Source organism: Rhizobium grahamii CCGE 502, assembly GCF_000298315.2.
Lineage (GTDB): Bacteria > Pseudomonadota > Alphaproteobacteria > Rhizobiales > Rhizobiaceae > Rhizobium > Rhizobium grahamii.
In genome coordinates this window covers 312,421-324,252 of sequence record NZ_AEYE02000035.1, presented here as the reverse complement: position 1 = coordinate 324,252, position 11,832 = coordinate 312,421, and the positions used below count along the sequence as shown (strand labels likewise).

General features: G+C 59.3%; 12 protein-coding genes. 7 read left to right on the top strand and 5 right to left on the bottom strand.

The window, feature by feature from the left end:
• Position 1: 1 nt before the first annotated feature.
• The 4 genes from RGCCGE502_RS28930 to RGCCGE502_RS28915 form a co-directional block, all read right to left on the bottom strand.
• Complete coding sequence (locus RGCCGE502_RS28930) at positions 2 to 298, bottom strand: hypothetical protein (RefSeq protein ID WP_040675838.1); 297 nt, start codon at positions 296 to 298, stop codon at positions 2 to 4.
• A 94-nt stretch (positions 299 to 392) separates the two neighbouring features.
• Positions 393 to 1,493, bottom strand: a complete 1,101-nt coding sequence (locus RGCCGE502_RS28925; protein WP_016557771.1) for a D-TA family PLP-dependent enzyme — start codon at positions 1,491 to 1,493, stop codon at positions 393 to 395.
• Positions 1,494 to 1,508: 15 nt separating this feature from the next.
• The gene (locus RGCCGE502_RS28920) at positions 1,509 to 2,969 is read right to left on the bottom strand and encodes a M81 family metallopeptidase (RefSeq protein WP_016557770.1); all 1,461 of its coding nucleotides are present in this window, start codon (positions 2,967 to 2,969) and stop codon (positions 1,509 to 1,511) included.
• A 20-nt stretch (positions 2,970 to 2,989) separates the two neighbouring features.
• A complete protein-coding gene (locus tag RGCCGE502_RS28915) occupies positions 2,990 to 3,475 on the bottom strand; it encodes a hypothetical protein (RefSeq protein WP_016557769.1) in 486 nt (161 codons plus the stop codon).
• A 112-nt stretch (positions 3,476 to 3,587) separates the two neighbouring features.
• Here RGCCGE502_RS28915 and RGCCGE502_RS28910 point away from each other — a divergent pair, with 112 nt between their 5' ends.
• The 6 genes from RGCCGE502_RS28910 to RGCCGE502_RS28885 all read left to right on the top strand — a co-directional run bounded on the left by RGCCGE502_RS28910 (position 3,588) and on the right by RGCCGE502_RS28885 (position 10,354).
• Positions 3,588 to 3,977 carry a RidA family protein gene (locus RGCCGE502_RS28910; protein ID WP_016557768.1) on the top strand — a complete coding sequence of 130 codons (390 nt, stop codon included), beginning with the start codon at positions 3,588 to 3,590 and terminating at the stop codon, positions 3,975 to 3,977.
• Positions 3,978 to 4,001: 24 nt separating this feature from the next.
• A complete protein-coding gene (locus RGCCGE502_RS28905; RefSeq protein WP_016557767.1) occupies positions 4,002 to 4,865 on the top strand; it encodes a MurR/RpiR family transcriptional regulator in 864 nt (287 codons plus the stop codon).
• A gap of 21 nt (positions 4,866 to 4,886) precedes the next feature.
• On the top strand, positions 4,887 to 5,663 hold the full coding sequence (locus tag RGCCGE502_RS28900; protein ID WP_016557766.1) for an SDR family oxidoreductase: 777 nt from the start codon (positions 4,887 to 4,889) through the stop codon (positions 5,661 to 5,663).
• 30 nt (positions 5,664 to 5,693) lie between these two features.
• Positions 5,694 to 7,613: a beta-N-acetylhexosaminidase gene (locus RGCCGE502_RS28895; protein WP_016557765.1), complete on the top strand. Its 1,920-nt coding sequence runs from the start codon at positions 5,694 to 5,696 to the stop codon at positions 7,611 to 7,613.
• Positions 7,614 to 7,621: 8 nt separating this feature from the next.
• On the top strand, positions 7,622 to 9,058 hold the full coding sequence (locus tag RGCCGE502_RS28890; protein WP_016557764.1) for a M81 family metallopeptidase: 1,437 nt from the start codon (positions 7,622 to 7,624) through the stop codon (positions 9,056 to 9,058).
• A gap of 93 nt (positions 9,059 to 9,151) precedes the next feature.
• Positions 9,152 to 10,354 carry an MFS transporter gene (locus RGCCGE502_RS28885; protein WP_016557763.1) on the top strand — a complete coding sequence of 401 codons (1,203 nt, stop codon included), beginning with the start codon at positions 9,152 to 9,154 and terminating at the stop codon, positions 10,352 to 10,354.
• Between the two features lie 70 nt (positions 10,355 to 10,424).
• On the opposite strand, the gene RGCCGE502_RS28880 is transcribed toward RGCCGE502_RS28885, so the two are convergent.
• Positions 10,425 to 11,351 (bottom strand): cupin domain-containing protein, encoded by a 927-nt coding sequence (locus RGCCGE502_RS28880; protein ID WP_016557762.1) that lies wholly within the window; start codon positions 11,349 to 11,351, stop codon positions 10,425 to 10,427.
• Between the two features lie 116 nt (positions 11,352 to 11,467).
• Between RGCCGE502_RS28880 and RGCCGE502_RS28875 the strand changes: the two genes are divergently transcribed.
• Positions 11,468 to 11,806, top strand: a complete 339-nt coding sequence (locus RGCCGE502_RS28875) for a carboxymuconolactone decarboxylase family protein (RefSeq protein WP_016557761.1) — start codon at positions 11,468 to 11,470, stop codon at positions 11,804 to 11,806.
• Positions 11,807 to 11,832: the final 26 nt, after the last annotated feature.

The following is an 11,832-nucleotide window of genomic DNA, read 5'->3' as shown; positions in this document are numbered from 1 at the left end:
CTCAGTACAGGGGATAGAAGAGCCTGTTGGCTGGGTAGGAATAGGCGCCACGGTCAAGGATTCCCAATCTGGACATGCAGCTTCTGAGCGCCGTGACGTGCCAGGGATTGGCCGGATAGGGAGAGCCCCGGTAGTTGGCTTCAGGCTCGCAATAGCGATAAGCCCGCTCAAAGCGCGCCAGAAGCACCGGATCCGAATCCATCCGAACGCCATGAAAGCTTTGCCATTCCGCCGGTGCTTCCGCCGCCGAAATCGCCAACAGACTTGCCACTATTCCCATTGCAACGGAGACTCTCATCGACCTGACCTCCCGCGCGCCTATCGCCGCTGAAAATAAGATGCTTTTCAATGGCGTAACGTCAAGAGGCATACGTCAAAGGAAGGCGGACTGGTTACCAGACCAGCCCGCGCGCAGCCACGTCCTCGACACGCGTGACAACGCCGTCGCGGTGAAAGACCATCGTGTCGAAAAGATTGGATACAACGCATGTGTGGTTGGGGATGATGCGGATCTTGTCGCCGATCTCGGGACGCCTGTCGCTGCATTCCGATAGATCGATCACGCCGTGTTCCTCCGACAATCCAGTGATCACCGCCTCGGGGTAGCCGACCACAGTACCGAAGTCGGAGAAGCCAAGCAGGTCGGAGGTTAGTGCCTTTGATCCGGCGTCGATGACGGCACGATCCGCGGTCGGGCGAGACACGACCGTCGCGAGCACGTGCATGGCGCAGTCATCCCAGCTGCAGTGACCGGCGCGAACCATGGCGCGATCGTTGTAGATATAGGTTCCGGCACGATGCTCGGTTGCGGCGCTGACGAGATGTGCCTCAAACAGACTCGGCGTGCCGCCATTGCTGACGATCGGGCAATCAATTCCCTGCTCCTCGAGAAGCGATAGTGCTTCGGCGAGAAATGCCTGTACCAACTCGGCAGCCCCGGGCTTCGGATAGTTGAGAAGCCCACCGAAAGAGAGGCCGGGGATACTATGAATGCGATTCGCCAAGTATCTTGCTTCATCGGGCGTCTGGACGCCGCAGCGGCCACCACCGGTATCGCATTCGACAAGCACGGTCAGCGGTTTACGGGATGCGAAATAGGCAGACAGGCCATCGACCGTGGCCGTGCTGTCGGCGACTACCTTCAGGTCGGAGATGCGGTCGTTGAGGGCTGCCAGTTGCTCAAGCTTTTGCGGGCCGAGGATGTTGAAGGTTATCAGGATGTCCTGGAAACCAGCCGCCGCGAAGACTTCAGCTTCACTGATCTTTTGACAGTTGATGCCCTTTGCGCCTGCTGCGATCTGCTCGGCTGCGAGTGCCGGGATCTTGTGGGTCTTGATATGCGGCCGGAAGTTCAGCCCGTGCTCGTCCATGTAGGCCTGCGTACGGGCAATGTTCGCCGCCAGGCGATCCTCGTCGATGATCGGCCGTGGCGTCGAGAGATCGGCGACCCTGTCGCCTGGCCTGGCGACGATGGCGAACGGATTTTCCTGCATATGACGCGCTCCGTGTTAGCGGCCGTGTGGGTCGGCAACCATCGGCCAGATGTTCTTCGGCGCGCGACGATAGGGCGTCTTGGCCGGATTGTTGGGATAAGGCGTTCCGGCCGAACAGTAAATGATTTCCGCTGCGATCTCGGAGAAGGACGCGTAGAAATGATTGGTCGATTTGATCACTAGGATTTCCTTGGATGTCGGATCTATACCCATGACCGAAAAGAGGCTCGGATCGAAGCTCTGGGCGCGCGTCGAGTTCAGGATGATATCGATGCCGTCGAGTACGATATGCGCCGCATCGCCGAACGGCGCAAAGCTCTCGCCAAAACGCATCTCTGCATTCGCAACGAGCTTTACGACCTTGACGATCGCGTCCACCGGATTGCCGGTACCGGGGGCAGACTTGGCGCCGAACCGGAGCGGAATTTCGGCGCCCTCGCCTGCTGCCATACAAATCTGCACTGCCATCGGGTCCCAGATCGTGCCGATCGCCACACCCTTGGCGCCTCTTTCGATGAACTCCTGGAGGAGGACTGTGGCGTCGCCTGCAGTGCCGCCGCCGGGGTTGTCCCATACGTCAGCGACGACGACAGGCCACGAGGTTGCTGCCATGGCCTGCGTGACAGCCTCGACCTCGTCGATCTGCGGCATCATGAAAGTGCCACGCTTGGAAAACAGCTCTAGGCCAAGCTCACGTGCAAGGGCCTTACCTTTTTCCGGCTTGTCATTGGTAACGACAAGTATCTTCGTGCCCATTTCGGGCACATCTCCGGCCATGAAGCCGTGAACCACGGAGATCGACAGGATATCAGTGTCGTCCTGCTCGATGTGCATGATCTTGTCGACGAAGGAACGCATCGGGTCGCGCGAGGTGGGATAGACGTCGATCATCCGGCAATCGAACGCGGACATGACGGGTTTCAGGCGCCCTTCCAACGTCTCCACGGCAAGCCGCCAGAGATCCTCGGCGCGGTCGACGAAATCAATGTGCGGGAACTCTTTGAAGTAGACGAAGAAGTCTGCCGCCTTGAGGCGCTTGGCGGTGAGGTGGCTGTGCGGATCGAGCTCGGCGCAGACGAGGACCTCTGGCCCGACGATCTCGCGCACACGCGCCAAAATATCGCCCTCGGTGTCCTCGTAGCCGGCCGCGACCATCGCGCCGTGCAGGCCAAGGATAACGGCGTCAACAGGGATGGCGGCTTCAAGCTGCGCGAGCACCTCGTCGCGTAATCCCTCATAGGCGGAGCGGTTCACCAGCCCGGCCGGGTCCGCCCAGGCGGCGGTGCCCTCGATCAGTTCCCATCCCTTCTCCGCGCAAACACGGCGCCCCACCGTGATCGGTGCCGAGCAGAGCGTTGGCGTTTCCGGATGTTGGCCGGGAGGCGCATAAAGCGATGCTTCGAACGCGCGTCGATCGACGCAGATCGGTGAAAACGTGTTGGTCTCGGTTGCGAGCGCCGCCGTGAAAATGCGCAAGGGTTCGGCCTTTGTGTTGGTCAGCCCATCGGGTTCGGCAGGTAGCCGGTAAATCCGCAGATCTTCCAGCGGCCTTCATGCAGGCGGCAGTAATAAAGTGTCTGCCACTGCATGATATCACGCGTGCCATCAGCCTTGCTGAGACCGCCATCGAACTTCTTACGCACCAGCGCCATGTCACCCTCGATCTCTATGTCTTCGAGCGTGGTGGTCGTGAAGATGGCCGTGCGGGTGTCTTCGGCAAACGCTTGCGTGGCAAATTCCTCTGCCTGACGCACCCATTCGTCGCGGTAGGCAGACAGCGTCGGAAAAGCCAGCCGCCATTTATCGGGGCTGACCTCTTTCCGTCCGTCGATGCCGATGAAGCCTTCCTCGACAAAATCCTGCTCGACCATCGACCAGTCGCCAGCGAGGAATGCATCGATGTCCCGAGGGACCAGCATCTCCCAGATCGAATGCCGCGCGACGTCCGAAACGGGAAACGGGTTTTTGAAAGGATCGCGCATTATCTCCTCCGGATTAAAATTCTTTTCATGAATTTGGTTTTTCACTGGTCAAATTCGGCTTTCTATGGTCAGTTGTCAACTTGATACGAAAATAATTTGCAAGGATCGGTCGATGTCCATCAAGCGTTATGGAGCGGTTCAAAAAGGTGCCGGCGGCAAGCCCCTACCCTTCGCGCGCGCCGTGGAAGCCGATGGCTGGCTCTATGTCTCAGGCCAGGTCGCCATGGAAAATGGCGAAATCATCGATGGCAATATCGTAGCGCAAACCCACAAGACGATTGAAAACGTCCTGGCGATCCTCGAGGAGGCGGGATACGGCGTGGAGCATGTCGTGCGTTGTGGCGTGTGGCTCGACGATCCCCGTGACTTCTGGACCTTTAATGCAATCTACCAGCAGTACTTCGGTGACCATCCCCCTGCGAGAGCCTGCGTTCAATCGTCGATGATGGTTGACTGCAAGGTCGAAATTGATTGCGTGGCATATAAGTCGAAGGATCTGTAAGCGGCACACAAACCGGGGGCAAGGATGGATATTTTCTTGACATTGCAGGAAGAGAAGCCCCGGCTTTCACCTTCGGAAAGCCGTATTGCAGATATCCTTCTCAAGGATTTCGAGTTTGCAGTAAACGCCTCGATCATCGAGCTTGCGGAAAAAGCCGACGTTTCACCGCCGACCGTCACGCGTTTCTGCCGCCGATTGGGCTGCGAAAGCTTTTCCGATTTCAAGGTGCAGCTTGCTAGGACAGCTTATGTTGGCATGCGCTACCTGAAGCCGGAACCCAAGAGCACCAACCCGGGTGATGTCGCCCAGGACATCATCACCAAGGCACAGAACGCACTGTTCCTGCTTCATCGTTCGCTCGACCTGGCTGCGATCGAGCTTGCCGCTGAGCGGCTCTCACGCGCCGACATGATCTATGCCTTTGGCTCCGGCGGCAACTCGTCGATGATTGCAAGCGAACTTCAGAACCGGCTTTTTCGCTTCGGCTTGCATGTTACGGCGAGCTCGGATCATGGCATGCAGTTGATGATGGCAGCCGCCGCGAAGTCGACAGACGTGTTGATAGGTTCTTCCTTTACGGGACGTAATGCCGAGCTCGTCCGCGCTTTCGCGCTTGCCCGCGAGGCAAGAGTAACCACCATAGCACTCACCCAAAGCAACAGCCCGGTGGCACAAGTGGCGGAAATTGTTGTGCCTATCGACCTGCAGGAAGGTAGCAACATCTTCCGGCCGACGTCGACGCGCATTGCCTATCTGGCGATCGTCGACATTCTCGCCAGCCTGGTCGCCTATGCGATTCAGCCGAAGGCCGCCGTTGCGCTACGCCGCATCAAGCAACAACTCGTTGCCCATCGCGATGGTGACGACCGGCAACTCCTCGGAGACTAAGATGCCAAAAAGGGATGCAGAATGACAAGGACGGTAGCGATCGTAACGGGTGCTGCAGGTGATATCGGACGAGCCATCGCTGAGCGACTTGCAGACGATCACGATGTCATCCTGATCGTCGACATAGACGACGCAGCCGCCGCCAAGGCCGCGCTCGATCTCGGTCCTGTCGAACGCTTTGTCGCGCACGCCTGCGATGTAACGAGCGAAAAAAGCGTCGCCGAAATGGCAAGCCAGGCAGCCTTGCTGGGTTTGGTGCGAACACTCGTCAACAATGCCGGCGCGGCGCGTGCCGTCAGCCTGCATGACACCACGCCCGAGATCTGGCGGATGGACAATGCCCTCAATCTCGAGGCTGCGTTCTTGTGTTTCCGGGCTGTCGAACGCCAGCTTGAGGCCTCGAAGGGATCCGTTATCAACATTGCTTCCGTAAATGGCATGAACGTGTTTGGCCACCCCGCTTATAGTGCCGCGAAAGCCGGACTGTTACATTTCACCAAGTTGGTTGCCGTCGAATACGGAAAGCTCGGCATTCGTTCAAATGCGGTTGCGCCAGGTACTGTTCGCACGAGGGCCTGGGAAGCGCGTGCTGCCGCCAACCCCAACGTCTTCGAAGAAGCGCGACGCTGGTATCCTCTCCAGCGGGTGGTCGATCCAAGCGACGTAGCCAATGCAGTGGCGTTCCTCGCGGGCCCGCAGGCCGGCGCCATCACGGGCGTCTGCCTGCCGGTCGACTGCGGGCTGACTGCCGGTCAAGCAGAACTGGCGCGTACGTTCTCGCAGTCCGAACACTATTGATCCCAAATACAAGTCATGAGAGGAACCGAGATGTCGTTGGCGCCTTATCGCCTGGAGAGTTCGTGGCAGCCTGACGGGGGTCCGAACGGTCGCTTTACTTTTTCGCTCTTCAATCTCTCCAGGGAGACGCTCTTCGGCTTCAAGCTGGTGTATACGTCGCTGACGCGCGTCATCGATGCCAAGGCGTGCGAGAATGCGACCTTTTTGCGTCGCAACGCCAATTTCCATGAATTCGCCCCACCGGAGGACCTCCGTATCGAACCCGGGAAGCACTGGACTTTCACGGTCAGCGGTCTCCACCGGCCAGCGCGTCATTGCACCGATGGTGCCAAGTCGGCCTATGTCACGCTTCATAACGGGAAACATATCACGGTTGCGGTATCAGACCTTCTTCTTGAAGGCCGCGTCAATGAGCCTCCGCCAGTCCTTCTGCCGGAGGGAAAGGTGCCGCTGCCATTTTCACTGCAACCCTGGCCGGCAGAGATCGACGCGAAGCCGGGAGAAGATTTCCCCGTTGTTCTCTACCCGGCCGAAGGAGCGACGGGCGATGATGTGCTGGCAGTCTCGTCGGTTCTGTCGCTTCACCGCCGATTGTTCGAGAGTGGTCACGCACCATTCAATCTTGCTGCCTCGCCGCAGGCGTTTTCGGTGCAGTTCGTCGTCGACGCAACGATTGCTCCGGAAGGCTACAAGCTCGAATTTTCCGGGACACAGATTGCTTTGTCCTTTTCCGGGAAGGCGGGGCGCCAGTATGGGTTAACCTCGCTCGCGCAGCTACTCCATGGAGCCCGCAGCCACCCGAAAACCTTCCGCTTTCCTGTCTCCGGTACGATTTCGGACAGACCGAGATACGGCTGGCGGGGTTGCCATCTCGATGTGTCGCGCCAATTCTATCCAACCGCCGACGTCAAGCGGCTGATCGACATCCTCGCCTGGTTGAAGCTCAATATCTTCCACTGGCATCTGACGGACGACGAGGCATGGCGCCTTGAAATCAAGGCATATCCCCAACTCACGACGACCGGCGTCCTGCGTGGCCCGGATGAATCTCTCCTGCCTCAACTCGGCAACAGCGCAGACCCTGTCGGTGGCTTCTATTCCCAGGACGATGTCCGCAATGTCGTCGCCCATGCGGCGGAATTGAGCGTGGAGATCATCCCCGAGATCGATATTCCCGGCCACAGCACAGCGACCTTGACGGCGATACCCGATCTGACCGACGGCCAGGAGGCGCCGGAGAGCTATCATTCCGTCCAGGGGTATCCAAACAACGCTCTCAACCCCGCTGTGCCGCTGACCTATGAATTCCTGGAAAAGGTGCTTGATGAAATGGTCGAGCTCTTCCCGTCCTCGTATCTCCACATCGGCGGCGATGAGGTAGCCAGCGGCTCTTGGCTTGCGTCGCCACTTGCCAAGAAGCTGATGGAGAAGGAAGGGATTTCCGGCACCTTCGCGCTGCAGTCCTATTTCCTCAAGCGGGTGAAGGAGATGCTGACGGTCCGCGGCCGCAAGCTCGCCGGCTGGAACGAAGTTGCCCACGGCGGCGGAGTGGCTGCCAAGGACACGCTACTGATGGCCTGGGAGAATCCGCAGGTGGGCATCGACTTAGCGAGGGAAGGCTACGAGGTCGTCATGACACCCGGCCAAGCCTACTACCTCGACATGGTGCAGGCGGAAGCCTTCCAGGAACCAGGAGCAAGCTGGGCAGGAACCGTGCCGCCGGCCCATACCTACGCCTATGAAGCAGAGGGTGACTTCCCAGAAGAACTCAAGGACAAGATGAAGGGCGTCCAGGCCTGCATCTGGTCGGAGCACTTCCTGTCACGCGGCTATTTCAACCGGCTGGTCTTCCCGCGCCTGCCCGCCATTGCCGAGGCGGCATGGACGCCACGGGGAATGAAGGACTGGCATCGCTTCGCGGCAATCGTGCCCTTGAGCCCGAAGCTGTGAGACCGGCAATGCGGATCGCGGTTGGCGGAATTCACACGGAATGCAGCACCTATTCGCCGGTGCTGATGACGGTCGAAGATTTCCGCGTGTTGCGCGGAGAGGATCTTCTTGCGTCGGACTATTTCAGTTTTCTCGACGCGGAAAGGGTCGAGCACCTGCCGCTGTTGCATGCGCGCGCGGTGCCGGGAGGGCCGGTCTCACGACTAGTCTATGAGTTTTTCAAGGCCGAATTCCTCGATCGGTTGCAAGCCGTCCTGCCCGTTGACGGCCTTTACCTCGCGATGCATGGAGCGATGAATGTCGAGGGCATGGACGACGCCGAGGGTGATTGGATCGCTGCCGCCCGCGCCATGGTCGGTCCGGATTGCGTGGTTGCAGCAAGCTATGATTTGCATGGCAATCTCAGCCAGAAGATCATCGACCAACTCGACATCTTCGCGGCCTATCGGACAGCGCCGCATATAGATGTCCGGGAAACCATGGTGCGTGCATGGTCACTGCTTGTGGACGCCTTGCGTTCAGGCACGCGACCGGGTGTCGCCTGGGCGCCGGTGCCTGTTCTTTGGCCGGGCGAAAGGACCTCGACGGAGGACGAGCCAGCAAAGGGTCTTTACGCGGTTCTGCCGGGTGTCGACCAACGCGATGGCGTCCTCGATGCGAACTTGATGATCGGCTACGTATGGGCGGACGAGCCTCGGGCGACAGCCTGCGCCGTTGTCACAGCAACCGACAAGCGATCTGCAGCGCAAGCTGCGGAAGAGATCGCCCTGTCCTATTGGAATGCGCGGAAGGACTTCGTGTTTGGTCCGATGACCGGCCCGCTCGATGCCATGCTCGATATCGCTGAACAAACCTCAACTACGCCCGTCATCCTGGCTGATTCCGCGGACAATCCAACCGGCGGCGGCGTGGGAGATCGGGCTGATGTGCTCAAGGCATTGCTGGCTCGGAGTTTTGATGGCGCGCTGCTTGCCGGCATTACCGATCGACCGGCGGTCGAGGCGTGCTTTGCCGCTGGCAAGCGCGCCAAGGTCGGCCTGGATATCGGCGCAACACTTGACCCGTCGAGCTCGCCCGTCCACGTTGATGCGGAGGTCATCTTCCTCGACGATCCCGGTCCTGCCGCCGAGCGTCAGGCGGTGGTGCGCACCAAAGGTATTACGGTCGTGCTCGCCGCACGCCGTCGGCCTTATCACAATATCGCCGATTTCGAGCGTCTCGAACTCGATCCGAGATCCGTGCGCATGCTGGTGGTGAAGTCCGGCTATCTTTCACCCGAACTGACGCCGATCGCCAACCCGAATCTGATGGCATTGACTGAGGGCGTCGTGAACCAGGACATTGAAGGTCTGGTGAGCAAGCGTCGCGTCCGACTTGTCTTTCCCTTTGATCGCGACTTTGAATATACACCGCGGGCCCGCCTATCGGCGCGCTGGCAAGATTGACTTTTTGTCTCGGCAGGTTTCGGCGTTGCGCCGAACCTGATAATGGCGCCTCCATCTGCACCACTTGGGTGATTGTACCCGCGAATCCCAGTCATGACCCGTTTCCTGCCCGACGTATTCCGCAACCCAACGATCCGGGTGAGCATGCTCGCGATCTTCGCCTTTGGCTTTGCAGGGGCGGCGACGTCACCCTACCAGTCAGTCATCGGCATCCGTGAACTCGGTTTGAGCAATGGTATCTATTCGGCGCTGATCTTTGCTGCCGCAGCCGTCAATGTAACCGTCAGCATCCTGCTCGGCAATCTCGCCGACCGGCTTGGCGAATACCGCTCAATGATGTTGACGGTCGCCGTATTCGGCATCTTCGGTTACGGGGCTGTCTACCTGTTTCCTGCCCAGGCGACGTTTCTCTTCAGTGTGCTGTGTCTGCTGCCGATCTACAACGCGCTCAATTCCTTGCTCTTTGCCAATGTTCGCGCCACCACCAACGGCATGCCGCGCGGCGACGTAGCAACAGTCAACTCGGGCGTACGGGCGATGATCTCGCTTTCCTGGGTATTGGTGCCCGGGCTCGTCGGTGTACTCTTGTCGCGTTCGACAAGCATGCTGCCAGCCTACCTTTTTGCGAGCCTCGCCTGCATGATCTGTCTCGGATTGATTGCTGCGTTCCTGCCGCGGCAGAAAGGAACGGACAAGGCGGCCACACATCATCTGTCCTATCTTGCCGCCCTTGGGGAAGTCATCTCGCCGCGCGTCTTCGTTCGTGTGCTCGCGATATCGCTGATCAGCAGCACCCTGCACGTAAACGGTGCCATCTTACCGTTGATCGTGACGGGGCCGGCGCATGGGACCGTCGGCGATGTCGGGATCCTGGTCGGCATCGTCGCCCTTCTCGAAGTCGTCTTCATTGTTGTATGGAGTCGCGCGCAACGGATTATGAGCCATGTCAAGGCGCTCGCCATCGGCACGATCATCTATGTGGTTTATCTATTGTTACTCGGCTTTGCCGTGACGCCCTGGCATGTCTATGCGCTGACTTTGCTGAGCGGCATCGGCGCGGCGGCACTGATCAGCATCCCGATCACCTACCTGCAGGATCTGATCGCCGAAAGGCCTGGTCTCGGGAGTGCCCTGATCTCGGTCAATATTTTCCTCGGAGCCGGACTGAGCGCCCTGCTGTTTGCATTCGGAACCGGCGTCAGCGGCTATTCGGGGACTGCGGTAACCGGCGCGGTTGCCGGCATGATCGGCCTCGGGATGCTTTGGTTTTTCGATGGTCGCGAACGTCGCCGCTGACAGATGATGAGTGTTTCTGACATTATGCGGCTGTCCGGATGCCGTGGGGTTCAAAAGGTCGTCAGAGGTCTTAGTCGAGCTCACGACGTGTGCGGCGAAATCGCGCTGGCGTCTCGCCTCTGCTCGCCTTGAACGCCTTGCCGAAGGAAACCTCCGATTCATAGCCGACCTCTTCGGCGATCTCGGCGATGCTTCGCCGTGTTGTCACCAAGAGGTTGCTCGCGAAGCCCATCCTCAAGTCGGTCAGAAAGGCGCCGATCGTGAAACCCGATCGTGCCTTGAAGCGCCGTGCGTAGGTCGCTCGTGACATCGCGGAAGCCCGCGCCAGGTCGTCGATCGTCCAGGGGTGTGCAGGTGCGGCGACGATCGATTTGACCGATTTGCTTAGCCCCGGATCGGTGAGTAGCGGTAGCAGGCCCGGTAGTTCGAGGCGTGAATTGTTGGTGGTCCTTACCGCCATGACGAAGAGAGCAAGGCACATGGCGGTGACGATCGTCAGGGCGCCAGGCTGCTCCAGCGTCGTCTCCGAACGCAGCAGCGAGACCATCATTTTAAGCGTTTCCTCGGACTGTGCATTGGCCAGCGAAGCATGAAAGGCGTCCGGCAAGGTGTCGAGCAGCAGCGTCAATGCGCCGGGCGCGGAGGTAAAATGGCCGCAAAGCAGGTCGACGTCTGGTTCGTTGGAGCCATTTCTGCGGAGCGGCAACATACCGTCCGACGTCACGGCCAGAGGCGCTTCTCGTTGTGCGTGCGGATGGGCGTTGACGATGGCGTGGGCCGTGCCCCTCGGAAACATCAAAAAATCGCCGGACCGCATTGTCACCGGCTGGCCTGTGCCAGTGCGGATGATGCACGCGCCTCCGAGCACAATGTGAAAGGGAATTGTGCCTCTCTCAACAGTCTCGTGCTCGATGAGGAACGCTCCCTCCAGCTGGCAGCGTATGTCCAGCAGCGGCTGCAGGCGACAAAGATCGATAAGGCGGCTCAACACATCCATGAGACGATCAGGCTAGAAAATGAGAATTTAGAGCATTCAAAGAAGCATAGCATTTGTTCATGCTCACCTTCAATAGCGATGGCTATGGCGCCACGCTGACTAGAACGGAGAGCCTCATGTTGAATTGGAAGGAATACCGGACGCAGCTTCGCGACCGCATCGGCGAGTTCGCCAAGATCGCACCCGAGACGATCAAAGGCTATCAGACTCTATCAAACGCTGGGCAGAAGACGAACCACCTCGATCCCAAGCAACGTGAGCTGATCGCCCTCGCCGTTGCCGTTTCGCTGCGTTGTGACGGTTGTATTGTTGTCCACACGACCGAAGCGAAGAAGCTCGGTGCCACCAACGAAGAGATCGCCGAGGCACTCGGCGTTGCGGTTGCCATCAATGCGGGTGCCGCCCTTGTCTATTCGGCACGCGTCATGGATGCTGCCGAAGCCGTCGCGGTATAGGTAAAGGCGCCGGCGGGCCACGTTTA

Excerpts from the sequence above, each read along its gene's own strand:
- RGCCGE502_RS28930 (WP_040675838.1), bottom strand. The coding sequence starts at position 298 with ATGAGAGTCTCCGTTGCAATGGGAATAGTGGCAAGTCTGTTGGCGATT.
- RGCCGE502_RS28925 (WP_016557771.1), bottom strand. The coding sequence starts at position 1,493 with ATGCAGGAAAATCCGTTCGCCATCGTCGCCAGGCCAGGCGACAGGGTC.
- RGCCGE502_RS28915 (WP_016557769.1), bottom strand. The coding sequence starts at position 3,475 with ATGCGCGATCCTTTCAAAAACCCGTTTCCCGTTTCGGACGTCGCGCGG.
- RGCCGE502_RS28910 (WP_016557768.1), top strand. The coding sequence starts at position 3,588 with ATGTCCATCAAGCGTTATGGAGCGGTTCAAAAAGGTGCCGGCGGCAAG.
- RGCCGE502_RS28905 (WP_016557767.1), top strand. The coding sequence starts at position 4,002 with ATGGATATTTTCTTGACATTGCAGGAAGAGAAGCCCCGGCTTTCACCT.
- RGCCGE502_RS28900 (WP_016557766.1), top strand. The coding sequence starts at position 4,887 with ATGACAAGGACGGTAGCGATCGTAACGGGTGCTGCAGGTGATATCGGA.
- RGCCGE502_RS28895 (WP_016557765.1), top strand. The coding sequence starts at position 5,694 with ATGTCGTTGGCGCCTTATCGCCTGGAGAGTTCGTGGCAGCCTGACGGG.
- RGCCGE502_RS28890 (WP_016557764.1), top strand. The coding sequence starts at position 7,622 with ATGCGGATCGCGGTTGGCGGAATTCACACGGAATGCAGCACCTATTCG.
- RGCCGE502_RS28885 (WP_016557763.1), top strand. The coding sequence starts at position 9,152 with ATGACCCGTTTCCTGCCCGACGTATTCCGCAACCCAACGATCCGGGTG.
- RGCCGE502_RS28880 (WP_016557762.1), bottom strand. The coding sequence starts at position 11,351 with ATGGATGTGTTGAGCCGCCTTATCGATCTTTGTCGCCTGCAGCCGCTG.
- RGCCGE502_RS28875 (WP_016557761.1), top strand. The coding sequence starts at position 11,468 with ATGTTGAATTGGAAGGAATACCGGACGCAGCTTCGCGACCGCATCGGC.